The sequence below is a fragment of the Halomonas urumqiensis genome, from assembly GCF_003028575.1.
Taxonomy (GTDB): Bacteria; Pseudomonadota; Gammaproteobacteria; order Pseudomonadales; family Halomonadaceae; genus Halomonas; species Halomonas urumqiensis.
In genome coordinates this window covers 1,286,467-1,301,938 of sequence record NZ_PYUD01000001.1, presented here as the reverse complement: position 1 = coordinate 1,301,938, position 15,472 = coordinate 1,286,467, and the positions used below count along the sequence as shown (strand labels likewise).

Annotated in this window: 13 protein-coding genes; all 13 read right to left on the bottom strand. The window is 63.2% G+C overall.

Features of this window, described 5'->3' with window-relative positions; all coding sequences use genetic code 11:
* Window positions 1-22: 22 nt before the first annotated feature.
* The 13 genes from C6V82_RS05595 to asd all read right to left on the bottom strand — a co-directional run bounded on the left by C6V82_RS05595 (window position 23) and on the right by asd (window position 15,463).
* Entirely contained in the window at window positions 23-574 is a 552-nt protein-coding gene (locus C6V82_RS05595; RefSeq protein WP_102588813.1) for a cytochrome b, read from the bottom strand.
* 219 nt (window positions 575-793) lie between these two features.
* Window positions 794-1,984, bottom strand: a complete 1,191-nt coding sequence (locus C6V82_RS05590) for an O-succinylhomoserine sulfhydrylase (protein ID WP_102588812.1) — start codon at window positions 1,982-1,984, stop codon at window positions 794-796.
* 9 nt (window positions 1,985-1,993) lie between these two features.
* On the bottom strand, window positions 1,994-3,517 hold the full coding sequence (purF, locus tag C6V82_RS05585; protein WP_102588811.1) for an amidophosphoribosyltransferase: 1,524 nt from the start codon (window positions 3,515-3,517) through the stop codon (window positions 1,994-1,996).
* A gap of 117 nt (window positions 3,518-3,634) precedes the next feature.
* Entirely contained in the window at window positions 3,635-4,207 is a 573-nt protein-coding gene (locus C6V82_RS05580) for a CvpA family protein (protein WP_102588810.1), read from the bottom strand.
* Between the two features lies 1 nt (window position 4,208).
* On the bottom strand, window positions 4,209-4,946 hold the full coding sequence (locus tag C6V82_RS05575; protein WP_102588809.1) for an SPOR domain-containing protein: 738 nt from the start codon (window positions 4,944-4,946) through the stop codon (window positions 4,209-4,211).
* Complete coding sequence (folC, locus tag C6V82_RS05570) at window positions 4,946-6,301, bottom strand: bifunctional tetrahydrofolate synthase/dihydrofolate synthase (protein ID WP_102588808.1); 1,356 nt, start codon at window positions 6,299-6,301, stop codon at window positions 4,946-4,948. The genes C6V82_RS05575 and folC overlap by 1 nt, the downstream gene beginning before the upstream one ends.
* A gap of 5 nt (window positions 6,302-6,306) precedes the next feature.
* Window positions 6,307-7,347: an acetyl-CoA carboxylase, carboxyltransferase subunit beta gene (gene accD / locus C6V82_RS05565; RefSeq protein ID WP_229843020.1), complete on the bottom strand. Its 1,041-nt coding sequence runs from the start codon at window positions 7,345-7,347 to the stop codon at window positions 6,307-6,309.
* 79 nt (window positions 7,348-7,426) lie between these two features.
* On the bottom strand, window positions 7,427-8,242 hold the full coding sequence (trpA, locus tag C6V82_RS05560; RefSeq protein ID WP_102588807.1) for a tryptophan synthase subunit alpha: 816 nt from the start codon (window positions 8,240-8,242) through the stop codon (window positions 7,427-7,429).
* Window positions 8,243-8,251: 9 nt separating this feature from the next.
* Window positions 8,252-9,466: a tryptophan synthase subunit beta gene (gene trpB / locus C6V82_RS05555; RefSeq protein WP_180978312.1), complete on the bottom strand. Its 1,215-nt coding sequence runs from the start codon at window positions 9,464-9,466 to the stop codon at window positions 8,252-8,254.
* A 114-nt stretch (window positions 9,467-9,580) separates the two neighbouring features.
* Window positions 9,581-10,228: a phosphoribosylanthranilate isomerase gene (locus tag C6V82_RS05550; RefSeq protein WP_102588806.1), complete on the bottom strand. Its 648-nt coding sequence runs from the start codon at window positions 10,226-10,228 to the stop codon at window positions 9,581-9,583.
* Window positions 10,221-11,159, bottom strand: coding sequence for a tRNA pseudouridine(38-40) synthase TruA (gene truA, locus C6V82_RS05545; protein ID WP_102588805.1), 939 nt, complete (start codon window positions 11,157-11,159; stop codon window positions 10,221-10,223). Before truA ends, C6V82_RS05550 begins: the two co-directional genes overlap by 8 nt.
* 7 nt (window positions 11,160-11,166) lie before the next feature.
* Complete coding sequence (locus C6V82_RS05540) at window positions 11,167-14,097, bottom strand: FimV/HubP family polar landmark protein (protein WP_180978311.1); 2,931 nt, start codon at window positions 14,095-14,097, stop codon at window positions 11,167-11,169.
* Window positions 14,098-14,350: 253 nt separating this feature from the next.
* A complete protein-coding gene (asd, locus tag C6V82_RS05535; RefSeq protein WP_102588803.1) occupies window positions 14,351-15,463 on the bottom strand; it encodes an aspartate-semialdehyde dehydrogenase in 1,113 nt (370 codons plus the stop codon).
* Window positions 15,464-15,472: the final 9 nt, after the last annotated feature.

Genomic DNA, 15,472 nt, shown 5'->3' with positions numbered 1-15,472 from the left:
CTTGCGGCATTCGGCGCGGGTGTCAACGACGAGACCGCGCCGGGTTGATCATGCGTAACAAGGTATCTTGACGATCGAGCAGATGGTGCTTCATGGCGGCAAGCAGGTGCCCCGCCGCCAGCACCATCAACGCCAATGCAGAATACCAGTGAATATCACCGGCAATGTTCTCCTGGTTGGGCAGACGACTGAGCAGCGCGGGCACCTCGAACCAGCCAAACACGCTGATGCCACGACCATCGGCGGTGGAGATCATGTAGCCACTGACCATCACCAGCAGCATCAACACATAGAGGGCAATGTGTCCCAGATGGGCAGCCAGACGCTCCAGACCATGTCCATGTGCGACCGGGGTGGGATTGATGAAGCGCCAGGCGAGCCGCGCAAGGGTCGCGAACAGCAACAACATGCCGATCGAACGATGCCACCAGGGCGCGAGGTTGTACCAGGCATGGTAATAGCCAAGATCGACCATCCACCAGCCAAGCACGAACAGTCCGACAATGACCACCGCACTGATCCAATGCAAAAGAATGCTGACGATTCCCCAACCCGAACGACTATTGCGCCACATGCCGGCGCCTCCTTGATATTCCCTGTCGAGTACACCAAAGCATACTCCAGCCGGGCGGTGTCATCCGCTGAATAATGCCGAACCGTTCATTCGGAAAAAGCGTATGAGCAAGCCTAGAGCATGCGAGTCATTCATATCCCCCTATCGCGTGGTAGCCACTTGAAGGGGGATGGGAAGGCCTGCTGGGAAACTGGGAATATGGGAAAGTGTGGCTATGGCTCAGCGCAAGGCATCCAGGCCACGCGCAAGATCACCACGAATATCGTTCAGGGACTCGAGTCCGACAGCCACCCGAATCAGCCCCTCGTTGATGCCGGCGGATGCCTTCTGCTCGTCCGACAACCGACCATGGGTCGTGGTGGCCGGATGCGTGATGGTGGTCTTCACATCGCCAAGATTGCCGGTGATGGAAAGCAGCCGGGTGGCATCGATCACCGACCAGGCCGCTTCGCGCCCACCCTTGACCTCGAAGCCTAGCACTGCGCCATACCCTTGCTGTTGACGACCGGCCAGCAGGTGCTGGGGGTGACTTGGAAGGCCGCTGTAATAGACCCTGGCAACCGCATCGTGTTGATCGAGCCACTCGGCCAGTGCCTGGGCATTGTCGCAATGCGCGCGCATGCGCAGGTTGAGCGTCTCGAGCCCCTTGGTGAAGATCCAGGCATTGAACGGGCTCATGCACGGGCCGCAGGTGCGCACCACGCCGAACAGCTCCTCGAGTTCGGCATTGCGACCGACCACCGCACCACCGATCGCCCTGCCCTGGCCATCGAGATACTTGGTAGCGGAGTGGATCACCAGGTCGGCGCCTAACGCCAGGGGCTTTTGCAAGGCCGGGGTCAGGAAACAGTTGTCGATGGCGAGCAGCGCATCATGACGGTGGGCAATCTCGGCGAGCGCCGCGATATCCACCACTTCCGACAGCGGGTTGGATGGCGTTTCGGCAAACAGCAAGCGGGTGGCCGGCGTGATGGCAGCCTCCCAGGCGGCAAGGTCGGAGAGCTCCACATAGCGGGTGGTGATACCGAACTTGCCCAGGTACTTGTCGAACAGACTGACCGTTGAGCCAAACAGCGAACGCGAGGCGACGATCTCGTCGCCAGCCGAAAGCAGCGCCAGCGCCGTGGAAAGAATCGCCGACATGCCTGAACTGGTGGCGACACAGCGCTCGCCCCCTTCCATCGCCGCCAGACGCTTCTCGAAGGTACGCACTGTCGGGTTGGTGAAACGCGAATAGACGTTACCCGGCTCATCGCCGCTGAACTTGGCTGCCGCCTCGGCAGCGCTATCGTAGACGAAACTCGAGGTGGGAAATATCGGTTCGCCATGCTCTTGTTCGTGGGTACGCTCGTGACCGGCGCGAATGGCCAGTGTCTCGAGCGCCCACTGTTCGTCGTCGTGCTGGTTCATGACGTTCCCTCAGTCATCGATATCATCGTCCTGATTGTGCATGCCGACCAGCGCATGGTCGCCGGCACTCTGCTGCTGCTTGGCATCGTCGCTGCGCGAGGCTTCCAGCGCCAGCAGGTAGGCATCGTCAATGTCACCGGTGACGTAGCGGCCATCGAATACCGAGCAATCGAAGGCATCGAGATTCGGATTGACCTCACGGCAGGCGGTCTTCAGGTCCTCGATATCCTGGTAGAAGATACGGTCGGCACCAATCAGTTCGCCTACCTCGGCTTCGCTTCGCCCATGGGCGATCAACTCGCTTGCCGCCGGCATATCGATGCCATAGACGTTGGGATAGCGCACCGGCGGCGCTGCAGAGGCAAAATAGACCTTGTTGGCGCCGGCTTCACGGGCCATCTGAATGATCTGCTTGCAGGTAGTGCCGCGCACGATGGAGTCGTCGACCAGCAGCACGTTCTTGCCCTTGAACTCGATATCGATGGCGTTGAGCTTCTGGCGGACCGACTTCTTGCGCTGGGTCTGCCCGGGCATGATGAAGGTTCGGCCGATGTAGCGGTTCTTCATGAAACCTTCGCGATAGGTCACCCCAAGGTGCTGGGCAAGCTCCAATGCCGACGTTCGCGAGGTATCGGGAATCGGGATGACCACATCGATGTCGTGTTGCGGCCATTCACTCTGGATCCGGTCGCCGAGCTTGCGGCCCATCTGCATTCGCGTGCCATAGACGTAGGCACCGTCGAGGATCGAGTCCGGGCGTGCCAGGTAGACATGCTCGAAGATGCAGGGCGCCAGGCGCGGCGCATCGGCGCACAACTGAGTGTGAATCTCGCCGTCCATGTCGACGAAGATCGCCTCACCAGGGGCAAGGTCGCGGTGCAATTCGAAGCCACCAACATCCAGCGCCACCGACTCGGAGGCGATCATCACGTCTTGCCCCTCACCCTCGTTGCGGGTTCCGAATACCACTGGGCGGATGCCATTGGGGTCGCGGAAGGCCACCAGGCCAACGCCGTTGATGATCGACACGGCCGCATAGCCACCCTTGCAGCGCCGATGCACGCGGCGCACGGCGTCGAAGATATCGCCTGGCTCAAGGTATAACCCCTGCTTGCCAAGTTCATGGGCGAAGACGTTGAGCAGCACTTCGGAGTCGGAGCTGGTGTTGATGTGTCGCAGATCCGAAGAAAAAAGCTCTTGCTTGAGCTGGTCGGAGTTGGTCAGGTTGCCATTGTGGGCAAGTGCGATGCCGTAGGGCGAGTTCACATAGAACGGCTGCGATTCCGCCTCGCTCGACGAGCCAGCGGTGGGATAACGGACATGTCCGATGCCAAGGTTGCCCTTGAGGCGAGCCATGTGCCGGGTGTGGAAGACATCACGCACCAGGCCATTGCTCTTGCGCAGCAAGAAGCGGCCCTCATGCCAGGTCATCATGCCGGCGGCGTCCTGTCCGCGATGCTGAAGCACCGTCAGGGCGTCATAGATACCCTGGTTCACCGCCTGCTTGGCCAAAAGGCCCACGATACCGCACATTCCACCTTACCTCGCTTGCCTTGGTTCGCGGCGGGCAGCGCTGCTCCGCCCCGTCGTTCATCGGTCGGTATGTCACATGTCGGTCTTTCACATACCGGTCGTTCACCTGCTGGTCGTTCATGTCTCCGGTGTCGTGGTCCCTTCGGGGTCAGGGGCATCCTGGCTATCCGGCAAGGTGATGCCATCGAGCGACTCCGGCGTCTCGGGCCACTGCCCCTCCCAGTCCTCGAATTGACTGATGGACCAGACGCGCAACCGCTCGAAGGTCGGACGCAACTCGGCCTCCTGCCAGGCCTGTAACTGGGCCAAGGGGGTCAAGCCGATCAGTATCGTCGCCAGTACCAGAATCGCCGCGCCCTTGGCGGCGCCGAATGCCGCCCCCGTCAGGCGGTTGAACAGCCCCATGCCGACCCATTCGACGGCGGCATGCACCAGTCGAATGACAATGCCGCATAGTAACACCACCGCAAATATCACCAGTACGAATGCCAGCACCAGGCGGCCATCGGCATTGTCGATGAGCCCCGCGAGCAGGTCGGCGACGGGCTCGGCCAGCAGTCGTGCCGCCAGCAGCGCGATGATCCAGGCAGCAAGCCCCAGCGCCTCGCGAATGAGGCCACGCATGAAGCCAGTGATCGTGGTCACCGTCAGCAAGCCGATGAAAATCCAGTCGAGCCAGGTCAGCGTCATGTCAGTCCCTCACCCGCACCAGCAGCCCCTGGAGATTGGCCTGCGACTTGAGCTCGCTAACCGCACGCTGACCAGCTTCCGAGGAGTCGTAGGGCCCCACATAGACGGTGGTCAGGTTGTTGTCGCGCGGCCGGCGATAGGCATTGAAGCCCTGCTCACGCAATTGTGACTCGAGACGTTCAGCGTTACCGGGTTCCCCGAAACTGCCCACCTGGACCGCCCATTCGCCACCCGCGACGGATGGACTCGGTGCGCTTGACTGGCTCGCTTCGCCCTGCCCCCCGGCGCTTGCGGATGACTCGTCCTGCTGTGAGCGTCGCTCGGCCAGGCGCTGATCGGCGGCCCTGGCAAGCTCGGCGATCGGGTCGACGCTCTCCGCGCTGCCGGGGTCCGAGATTTCGGGAGGCACCATCACCTCCTCATCACTCGCGGCTTGCTCGTCGCCAGACTGACTGCTCTCGGCAAGCGTCGAGACGACGTCTGCCTCCACATTTTCATCTTCGGCCGGCCCCTCGGCATCCCTTGGCGAGGTTGGGTCATCGAGCTGGCCGAGAGTGGCGGGCGGCTCTGGATCGGGAACATCCTCGCGCTCGACCTCGACGGGCTGTTCGATAGTCAACACAGGCTCTGGACGCTCGCTGCGCGGTGCCGGTTCGCTAAATAACATGGGCACGAAGATCACCGCCAGGGCAATCAGGATCACCGCACCGCTGATGCGCTCCCGCATTCCATATTTCATCACGTTCCCTCGCTTGGCGTATCTTCACCTTCAGTCTGCGCCGACTCCTGGCGACTCGCCACCGTGGACGTCTCAAGCCACTCGAGTACCTCGCCCACCGTGAAGAAAGAGCCACATACCAGCACACGATCATCCTCTGCCAGGTGACTGGCGAGCCAGGCCGCACCACTGATGGCGCTCGATGCCATGTGCCAGACCGCAGCCCCATGCCGGGATAGGCGCTCGGCAAGGTCCTCGGCGCTACGCGCGCGCTCACCGGCCAGGCTCACCGTCACCCAGGCATCGATGACCGGCGACAGTGCCTGCATGACGCCATCGGCATCCTTGTCCTGCAGCATACCCAACAGGGCGACCGTACGCCCCTTGCTGGGCAGCGCCGCCAGTCGCCCTGCCAGATAGCTTGCGGCATGCGGGTTGTGGCCGACATCCAGACACCACTGGCCATGCCACTGCATGCGGCCAGCCAGGGTCACCGAGGCCAGCGCCTTGCGGCAGGCAACCACATCCAGGCTGACACCGGCCAGTGCCAACGCCTGCAAGGCGGTGGCTGCATTGTCCAGCGGAAGTCCTGGATCCGGCAGATCGTCAAGCGACATCGCCTGCCCGGCCTGATCACGACCACGCCACTGCCAGCAGGCATCGGCGGAATCGGCCATGGCGCGGCGCTCGAAGGCGTCACCGATGGCGAATACCGGCGCGTCCAGCGCTTCCGCGACCCGGCGAACGCTTGCAGGCAACGTGCTGCTACCGAACACCGTCGGGCGCCCCGCTCGCAGGATGCCAGCCTTCTCGCGGCCGATGATCTCGAGGTCATTGCCCAGAAAGGCGGCATGGTCCTGGGCGACGGTGGTGACCACCGCCACATCCGGGTCAATGACGTTGACGGCATCAAGACGCCCACCCAACCCAACCTCGAGCAGCGCGATATCCGGCCTGCGCCTGGCCACCGCCCATAGCGCACCGAGCGTGCCGACCTCGAAGTAGGTCAGGCTGACCGGCTCGCCCGCCAGGCGGGCCGCCTCGACGGCCTCGAACCCGGCGATCAATGTCGCGTCATCGGCCTCGGTGCCATCAAGGCGCAAGCGCTCGTTGTAGCGAATCAGGTGAGGCGAGGTGTAGACGCCAGTGGTAAGGCCATGGGCCCGAGCCAATGACTCGAGCATGGCAACCGTCGAGCCCTTGCCATTGGTGCCGGCGACGGTGATGACTCGCCCGGCAATGGGGCGCTCGGTGAGCCCCATGCGCCTGGCCACCTCGGCGACACGCTCGAGCCCAAGCTCGATACCGACAGGATGGGCGGCTTCCAACCGGGCAAGCCAGGCATCCAGAGAAGTGGGCAAGGCCGCATCCTTCATCAGGTTCAGCGCCGGGCATCGCCGTGTTCGTCGCGATCACCGTCCTGACTGCTGCTCTCTGCCTCACCATCCAGCGGCTCTGAGGAAGGCGCCAAGCTCTCCTCGGCACTCGCCTCGAGTTCCGCCAGTTCGGCGCTCTCGACCAGGTCGGGCTCGACATAAGGCTGGGCACTGGCGGGTTCACCATTGGCCGGGTGATGGCCAAGCTTGCGCAGGATGCCACCCAAGCGAGTTCTCATATCGCTGCGATGGACTAGCATGTCCACGGTACCGTGTTCGAGCAGGAATTCACTGCGCTGGAACCCTTCGGGCAGCTTTTCGCGGACTGTCTGCTCGATGACCCGGGGCCCGGCGAAACCGATCAATGCGTTCGGCTCCGCCACGTTGAGGTCACCCAGCATGGCAAGCGATGCCGAGACACCACCGAACACCGGGTCGGTGAGCACCGAGATATAGGGAATGCCGGCCTGCTTTAGCCTTTCGAGTGCCGCCGAGGTCTTGGCCATCTGCATCAGCGAGAACAACGCCTCCTGCATGCGCGCACCGCCCGAGGCTGAAAAACAGATCAGCGGAATGCCTTCGTCATGGGCTAGGGTCGCCGCACGCACGAACTTCTCGCCCACCACAGCGCCCATCGAGCCGCCCATAAAGGTGAACTCGAAGGCCACCACGACTACCGGCAGGCCGTCGAGCGAGCCCCGCATGGCAATCAACGCATCCTTTTCACCGGTCTCCTTCTGGGCCGCGGCAAGGCGATCCTTGTACTTCTTGGAATCACGAAATTTCAGCCGATCTACCGGCTCGACCTGGGTTGCCAGCTCCTCACGGCCTTCCTTGTCGAGAAACCAGTCGAGGCGCTTGCGGGCGGTCAAGCGCAGATGATGATCGCACTTGGGGCAGACGTTATGGTGCTTCTCAAGCTCAGGAAGGTAGAGCACCGCTTCGCATTTCGGGCACTTGCGCCACAGGCCATCGGGCACGCTGGCCCGGCGGTCCTTGCGCTGGATGCGGCCCATCGAGGGCACGATCTTGTCTAGCCAGCTCATGTCAGAAAGGGTTCCGTCATGTGGTCGGCGCCCGGGCAAGCCCGGGCGCGTGAATCGAATCGGGCAACGAAGGCTGTCGTCAACCGGCGCTCATGGCGTCCAGCGCCTCGCGCATTTCTATCAGCACCGCCTTGAGTTCACCGGCAATGACTTCCGGTTGCTCGGCGTTTTCGGCAATCCTGTTAACCAGAGCAGAGCCGACGATGACGCCGTCGGCCACCTTGGCGACTTCGGCTGCCGTGGCGCCATCACGAATGCCGAAACCGACACACAATGGCAGGTCGGTCAATTCTCGCAGCGGCGCAAGGTGGGCAGCGACGTCATCGGCGTTCAGCGCGGCTGACCCCGTCACGCCCTTGAGCGAAACATAGTAGAGATAGCCCTCACCATGGGCGCATATTGTAGCGGCCCGAGCATGGGAAGTGGTAGGGGCAACCAGGAAGATCGAGGCCAGGCCACGCTCCTTGAGTACTGGCCCGAACTCATCGGCCTCCTCCGGTGGCAGGTCGACGGTCAACACGCCATCGACGCCGGCGCTGGCGGCCTGATCGGCAAATGTCGCAAGCCCGATGCGCTCCACCGGGTTCAGGTAGCCCATCAGCACTACCGGCGTGGTGGTGTCGGTCTGGCGGAACTCGCGAACCATCTCGAACAGGTGGGTCAGTCGCACGCCGTGCTTGAGTGCCCGCTCGCAGGCCTTCTGGATCACCGGGCCATCGGCCATGGGGTCCGAAAATGGCACCCCGAGTTCGATGATGTCGGCACCCGCCTCCACCAGGGCGTGCATGAACCCCACGGTGTGTTGAGGTGCCGGGTCACCCGCGGTGATGTAGGGGATCAGCGCGCGGCGACCCTGTTCCTTTAGCTCGCTAAATCGTTGGTCGATACGGTTCATCGGGCTTCCTTAGAATTCCAGGCCGTCGAGCCGGGCGACGGTCATGATGTCCTTGTCACCGCGACCAGACAGGTTGACGACGATGTTCTGGTCAGGACGCATGGTGGGCGCCAGCACCTTGGCGTAGGCCAGGGCATGGGCGGACTCGAGCGCCGGCATGATGCCCTCGACGTGGGTAAGCTCACGGAACGCCTCGAGCACCTCATGGTCGTTGGCTGCCACGTAGTTGACTCGGCCGACATCTTTCCACAAGGCGTGTTCGGGACCGACCCCCGGGTAGTCGAGGCCCGCCGAGATGGAGTGGGTATCGGACACCTGGCCACCCTCATCGGACATCAGATAGGTGCGGTTGCCATGCAATACGCCGCGCGGGGCATTGGAGGCCAGTGGCGCGGCGTGGCGGCCGGTCTCGACGCCATCACCGCCCGCCTCGACACCGTACATGACCACCTCGTCGTCCTCGACGAAGGGATAGAACAGGCCCATGGCATTGGAGCCACCGCCGACGCAGGCAATCAGCGCATCGGGCAGCTTGCCGAACTCCTCGAACGACTGGCGACGCGCCTCGCGTCCGGCCACGGCGTTGAAGTCGCGAACCAGCATCGGGTAGGGGTGGGGCCCAGCCACTGTACCAATGATGTAGAAGGTATCATCAACGTTGGTGACCCAGTCGCGCAGCGCCTCGTTCATGGCATCCTTGAGGGTGCGGGTACCGGACTCCACCGGGATCACGTTGGCCCCCAGCAGGCGCATGCGGTAGACGTTGAGCTTTTGACGCTCGACGTCCTCGGCCCCCATGTAGACCTCGCACTTGAGCCCCAGACGAGCCGCCACGGTGGCGGTGGCCACGCCATGCTGGCCGGCGCCGGTCTCGGCGATCACCCGCGGCTTGCCGCTCTTCTTGGCCAACAACGCCTGTCCGATGGTGTTGTTGACCTTGTGGGCGCCGGTGTGATTGAGGTCCTCGCGCTTGAGCCAGATACGTGCCCCACCCAATTGCTTCGACCAACGCTCGGCATGATAGAGCGGTGAAGGCCGACCCACATAGTGGGACAGGTCGTAGTCGAATTCCGCCTGGAACGCCGGATCATCACGAAGACTCATATAGGTCTTCTCCAGCTCGTCCAGGGCGAAGCTCAGGGTCTCCGAGACGAACCTTCCACCGTAGGCACCAAAATGACCACGGGCATCCGGCAGTCGGGTCAGGTCACTGAACTTGCTCACGAAAGACACCTCACAGGTCGCCAGAGGGGCGTTGATGGATAACACGGTCACACGGCGCGATGCGCATGACGGTGCGCGATAAATGGTTGGGCGCGCCAGCTACCGTTGGCCGGCTCAATGGCGCGCGTCTGCCTGACGAACGGCCTCGACGAAGGACATGATATGTTCGCTGTCCTTGACGCCCGGCGAGGCTTCGACACCTCCGGAAACGTCCACGGCGAAGGGTGCCACGCGGGCTATCGCCAAGGCCACATTGTCGGCACTCAAACCTCCCGCGAGAATAACAGGTTTTGCCAGGTTTGCGGGGATTCGCGACCAGTCGAACGTGGTACCGGTACCGCCTGGAAGGCCAGGCCGATAGGCATCGAGCAACAGCGCCTGGGCATTGTGGTAGTGCGTCGCGGCGGCGCGCAGGTCGAGGCCATCACGCATGCGCAATGCCTTGATCCAGGGCCGTGGGGCGTTCGCACAGGCCTCGGGCGATTCATCGCCATGAAACTGCAGCAGGTCCAGGTGCTCGGCACACCGGGCGATCAACTCAGGGGGCTGGTCGACGAACAGCCCCACCCGGGACACAAAGGCGGGTACCCTTTCGGCAAGCGCGGCGAGGCGCGATTCATCGATACCTCGCTTGCTGCCTGGCCACATCACGAACCCCAGCGCATCAGCCCCTGCCGCGACCGCCGCATCGACATCCTGTTCGCGGGTCAATCCACACACTTTCACCCGAGTGCGAAATCGAGGCGTGAGAGAATCACTCATGGGCTGCCTCCCTGGTTGACTGGCTGGGCACCGCCACCGGACGGCCACGGCGAATGTCCACCATCGGGCAATCCGGCAGGGGCCTCTCGCCGGTCCACTCACCGAGAAATGCCAGCAGGTTGGGGCCCAGCGGCTCACTGGGTAGCCCCCAGCAAGGATCATACAGCGAATCGACGAAATGCAGTCCGCAGGCCGGCGCCGTGACATCGGCACGCTTGCGATCCTTGAGCACCATCAATTCGGCCAGGTAGTCTTCTCCCCTGCTTCCTCTCCCCACGGTAACCAGGGCACCCACGATATTGCGAATCATGTGGTGCAGGAAGGCATTGCCCTGGACGTCGATCATCACCAACGGGCCATGTCGGTGAACCTCGATGAAGTGCAACCGCCGCCATGGGGTCTTCGACTGGCAACCAGCGGCCCGGAAACTTGAAAAGTCGTGTTCGCCAATCAGCACCTGTGCGGCGCGATGCATGGCATCGGCATCCAGGGGGTCACGACACCAGGTGGCATTGGCGCGCTCGAGCACAGGGCGGCTCGGCTGGTTGAGAATCACATAGCGATAACGTCGCGCCAGCGCCTTGAAACGTGCATGAAACTCATCGGGTACGGCCTTGACCCAGCGCATGGCGATATCGCGCGGCAGGTTGGCATTGACCCCGAATACCCAGGCCTTTTCGGAGCGCGGCACCGGTGCATCGAAATGAATGATCTGGCGAGTGGCATGCACACCGGAGTCGGTACGCCCGCTGGCCTTCACGTTGACCGGGTGACTTGCCACCCTGGCCAGCGCCTTCTCCACTTCGTCCTGCACGGAGGCGGCATGCTTCAGACGCTGCCAGCCACAGTAGGCGGTGCCGTCATACTCCACGGCCATGGCCAGGCGGCCAGTCATGGGGTGGTGCTCATCGAGGCGTCGAAATAGGGTCATGCTTCCTTCACGCGTTCAAGCGGGAGATCAGTGCCCGCGCCTCCTCACGCTGGTGGGGGTCGCCGCGCTCGACGAGTTCATCGAGCAGCGACTTTGCCCTGCCGAGTTCACCGGCTTCAATCAAGCGGCGTGCCTCATCCAGGCTAGCGGGTGGGGAGGGGCTGGCGGCGAAACGAGCATTATCCCGGTCAAGCGACGGGAAGGCCACCTCTTCAATCTCCCACTCATCGGTCACATTCTGGGCTGGGCCATCCTCTGCGGCGTCATCAGGCGTGGATGGCGGAAACACGAACCGCTCGCTTGTGAAATCGACACTCGACTCGCCCGAGTCAGCGCTCTTGTCAATCCGAGGGGTGGTGTCGTCGGAATTGGGGGCGGACGGCGTAAACTCAACGCTCGGCTGCTGGGGCGTCTCTTGACGAGGGCCCGGCGCGGGCTCGAGGCTTGGCGGCTGGTAGTCGATGATGTCATTGCCATCAGCGCCCTTGCGACGACTTACCGGCTCCGGCTGCTCAGGCTCGGAGGCTGGCATTGGCGTTGATTGTGGCTCTGGCTCTGGCTTGGGCTCTGGCTCGGGCTTCGGCTCTGGCGTGGAGTCCGGCGGCAGCTCTGAGGCTTTCGCATGAGCTCTCAAGGGCTCTTGCTCACCGGCAGTATCGGCCGTCGGCTCAACGCCTGCTGGCTTGGTGGGCACCTCGTCGGACGCTGGGCGACGAAACACTGAATCGGTCCGTTCGGCATGCAGCGCCTGGTCCGGCGTGCCAGGCGTCGCGTCTTCGCCTGGGGTCGCTTCGCCTTCCTCGCGCTCAGGGTCATCGAGCATTCGCGGCGGCAGTTCCGTGGGCTCGGCGAATACCGCGCGCTGGGTGTCACCACTTGGCGCCGCAGGCTGCTGCGCATCCCTCAGACCATGCCGACTGACAATACTCTCGGCTTCATCGATCACCACCGGGTCACCGCCGTTACGCAGCGTGTCGAGTTCGGCCTCGGCCGCTTCACGCTTGCCCTGCTGCAGGTAAACCGAGAGCAGCTTCAGACGCAGGTCATCGCGTTCAGGCGAATGCTCCAGGCTCGCCTCGAGCAATTCACTCGCCTGGTCGAAACGGCCATAGGCAATGAAGATATCCGCCTCGTTGATCGCCTCAGCCTGTGGCATCGCAGCTCGTCTCGACGCAGCGGGGGCATTCATGGAGTCGCTCATCACAGGGTCGATGGCCGCCGGATCATTCACAGCAGAGCCGCTCGCGGATGCTGCCGCGCCATACTGTCCGGGGGTGAAGGGACGCGGCGAGACAGGCCCCTGCCCGCCTGGCGCGATGACCCTTACCTCACCGAAGCCGCTCTCCGACTCGGCCTGCTGATCTCGACGCCGTCGCCGCACCAGAAGCCAGGCACCCAGCAAAGCGACCAGGCCCGCGCCACCCAGCATCAGGTTGCGATCGACCTCGGCCTGATAGATCGCCCCCCACCAAGGAGCCTCCTCGGTGTCGACACCAGGCGGCACGACACCGCCAGCGCCTGGGCCATCGGCTCCGCTGCCCCCTGCCGTCAGCGTCGCCAACTGGTCTCTCATGGCAGCCAACTCGTCACGCATGCCATCAAGCTCATCCCGCAGCATGTCGCGCTCCTCGCTGACCGCGGAAAGTGCGCGTTGCTGGTCAATCCAGCGACTTTCCAAGCGTACCAGGCGCTGATCACTGGTCAGCTCGCCCTCGCCGATTCCGGCAATCGACTCCCATTGATCGCCATACAGGGCTCGCATGACCTCCGGGTCGAGGCTCACCCGCGATGGCGATTGCGGGTCTTCACCATCGGCAGGCATCTCGCCGGTGGCAGAAGCGCTTTCGTCTGGGACAGCAGGCTCGGCGCCCTCTTCGCCCTGATCCGCCGAGGCGGATGCCACGGTACCCTCGGCAGCCACCTGGGCATCGGTCAACAGGGTCAGGCGAGGCTCTGATGCTTCTTCCAACGGGGCCTGGCCTTCATCTGTCACCTCGGCCTGCTCGTCATTGGCCTGTTCGTCACTGCTTCGGTCGGAGGCGGAATCGTTGTCCTCGACAGACGCAGGCTCACTTGCCTGCGCCACCGCCACTGCTGACTCGGCTGCAGGCGTCGTGTCGAGCGGGACACGCGCCGGCGCCCCGCTACCACGGTTCGCCCAGGCCTGGTTCATGGCCTGGACGATGCGCTGGGCCTCCCCGTCGGAACGCGCGGCGATGGCGTCGCGGCTTGGCACTACCAGGGTAAAGCCGGCGCGCATGGCATTGATGTTGCCAGACGGGAAAACCTCGGGATTGGCCTCGACCAGCGACACCATCATCTGGTTCATGCTGATGCCACTGTCGGGACGCAGGCGTCCGGCAACGGCCCATAACGTATCGCCGTTGCCGACCCTGGCCGGATCGCCGCTGGACTGGCTGGCCGGCGCTTCGCGATTGACCCGCACAGGTGCGGAGCCCTGCGAGGCTTGCGTGACGGATGGCGGTGAAACACTGGGCGATGCATCCGCCTGGCTGGAGCCTGCCACCAGTACCGGCATCTGTTCGTAATCGGGAGGATCGAGCAGCAGCGTGACTTCACGCAGTTGCTGGCCATCGGGCCAATCGAAGCGTAGCAGCAGGTCGAGCCAGGGTTCACGCACCGGGCGGTCGGTGATCAAGTTCACCACCAGCCGGCCCTGCTGTTGCTCAACCGCCAGCCGAACACTCGCGGCCAGCGGCGTGCGATTCAACCCTGCCGCCTGGAAGGCACGCTCGTCGGCCACCGACACATTGATCAGGCCCGCCTGCATCCCGGCGGCATCGGTCAGTGGAATCGTCGCACGCAGCGGTGCATTGAGCGTCGAGCGAACATCCGCTTCGCCCAAGCCCAGTGCCAGTGCCATGGGGCTTGCCGCGGAAAGCGAAAGCAGCATGGCGAGTGTCAGCTTGCGGTTCATGGAGTTCCCTTGCATGCAATCTTGTTTATTATCGTGTTAAAGCCTATGTACCATACTCTTCGTGCCAACGGGCATGAGCCAAGTCATTCCGCTCATCTTTCTTCAACGTAAGCCATACTTCAACGTAAGCCATACCAGCCCCCTCTCGCGAGCTTGATCGGTGCTCCGGGGCATCACGACATGCCACAATGCAACGGGGCGTCTCGCAAGGAGACGCCCCATCACCATCATGGACTCGGCAGTCGCCGCTCCATCACTGCTCGCGCAGGATCTTGAGCATGCGCTTGAGCGGCTCGGCGGCACCCCACAACAGTTGGTCGCCGACACTGAAGGCAGAGAGATATTCCCCGCCCATTGCCAGCTTGCGCAGCCGACCGACCGGCACGCTCAGCGTCCCGGTGGCCGCCGCCGGGGTGAGGTCGCGGATGGTGGCTTCCTTGTCGTTGGGTACCACCTTCACCCAATCGTTGTGCTTGGCGAGGCGATCTTCGATCTCATCAAGCGGCACATCCTTCTTGAGCTTGATGGTGAACGCCTGACTGTGGGAGCGCATGGCGCCGATGCGCACGCACAAGCCATCGATCGGGATCGGATTGTCCTGAAGGCCGAGGATCTTGTTGGTCTCCACGGTGCCCTTCCACTCTTCCTTGCTCTGGCCGTTGTCGAGCTTGGTATCGATCCACGGCAGCAGGCTGCCCGCCAGCGGTGCACCGAAATTGTCGGTGGGAAAGTCGCCCGAGCGCATCGCCGCGGTAACCTTTCGATCGATATCGAGGATCGCGCTGCCGGGATCCTTGAGCTCTTCGCCGACGCTATCGCGCAGGCCACCCATCTGGTTGAGCAGTTCGCGCATGTGCTTGGCGCCGGAACCAGAGGCCGCCTGATAGGTCATGGAGGTCATCCACTCGATCAGGTCGGCTTCGAACAAGCCACCGAGACCCATCAGCATCAGGCTGACGGTGCAGTTGCCACCGACGAAGGTCTTGGCGCCACGCGCCAGTTGGGCTTCGATGACATGACGGTTGACCGGGTCGAGCACGATGGTCGCGTCATCCGCCATGCGCAAGGTACTGGCCGCGTCGATCCAGTAGCCCTTCCAGCCACCGCCACGCAGATCTTCGTAGACGGCCTTGGTGTAGTCACCACCCTGGCAGGTCACCACCACATCGAGTGCCTTGAGGGCGTCGAGATCGAAGGCATCCTTCAGCGGAGGAACATCCACGCCGACGTCGGGGCCGGCCTGGCCAACCTGCGAGGTGGTAAAGAAGACCGGCTCGATGCCCTTGAAATCCCCATCATCCTCCATGCGCTGCATGAGCACGGAGCCGACCATGCCGCGCCAACCGACGAAACCGACTTTCAACATGTGAAGTCC

Coding starts and splice junctions, on each gene's coding strand:
- asd (WP_102588803.1), bottom strand. CDS start 15,463: ATGTTGAAAGTCGGTTTCGTCGGTTGGCGCGGCATGGTCGGCTCCGTG.
- truA (WP_102588805.1), bottom strand. CDS start 11,159: ATGACCCTATTTCGACGCCTCGATGAGCACCACCCCATGACTGGCCGC.
- accD (WP_229843020.1), bottom strand. CDS start 7,347: ATGAGCTGGCTAGACAAGATCGTGCCCTCGATGGGCCGCATCCAGCGC.
- purF (WP_102588811.1), bottom strand. CDS start 3,517: ATGTGCGGTATCGTGGGCCTTTTGGCCAAGCAGGCGGTGAACCAGGGT.
- C6V82_RS05550 (WP_102588806.1), bottom strand. CDS start 10,228: ATGAGTGATTCTCTCACGCCTCGATTTCGCACTCGGGTGAAAGTGTGT.
- folC (WP_102588808.1), bottom strand. CDS start 6,301: ATGAAGGATGCGGCCTTGCCCACTTCTCTGGATGCCTGGCTTGCCCGG.
- C6V82_RS05575 (WP_102588809.1), bottom strand. CDS start 4,946: ATGAAATATGGAATGCGGGAGCGCATCAGCGGTGCGGTGATCCTGATT.
- C6V82_RS05590 (WP_102588812.1), bottom strand. CDS start 1,984: ATGAACCAGCACGACGACGAACAGTGGGCGCTCGAGACACTGGCCATT.
- C6V82_RS05540 (WP_180978311.1), bottom strand. CDS start 14,097: ATGAACCGCAAGCTGACACTCGCCATGCTGCTTTCGCTTTCCGCGGCA.
- C6V82_RS05595 (WP_102588813.1), bottom strand. CDS start 574: ATGTGGCGCAATAGTCGTTCGGGTTGGGGAATCGTCAGCATTCTTTTG.
- trpA (WP_102588807.1), bottom strand. CDS start 8,242: ATGAACCGTATCGACCAACGATTTAGCGAGCTAAAGGAACAGGGTCGC.
- C6V82_RS05580 (WP_102588810.1), bottom strand. CDS start 4,207: ATGACGCTGACCTGGCTCGACTGGATTTTCATCGGCTTGCTGACGGTG.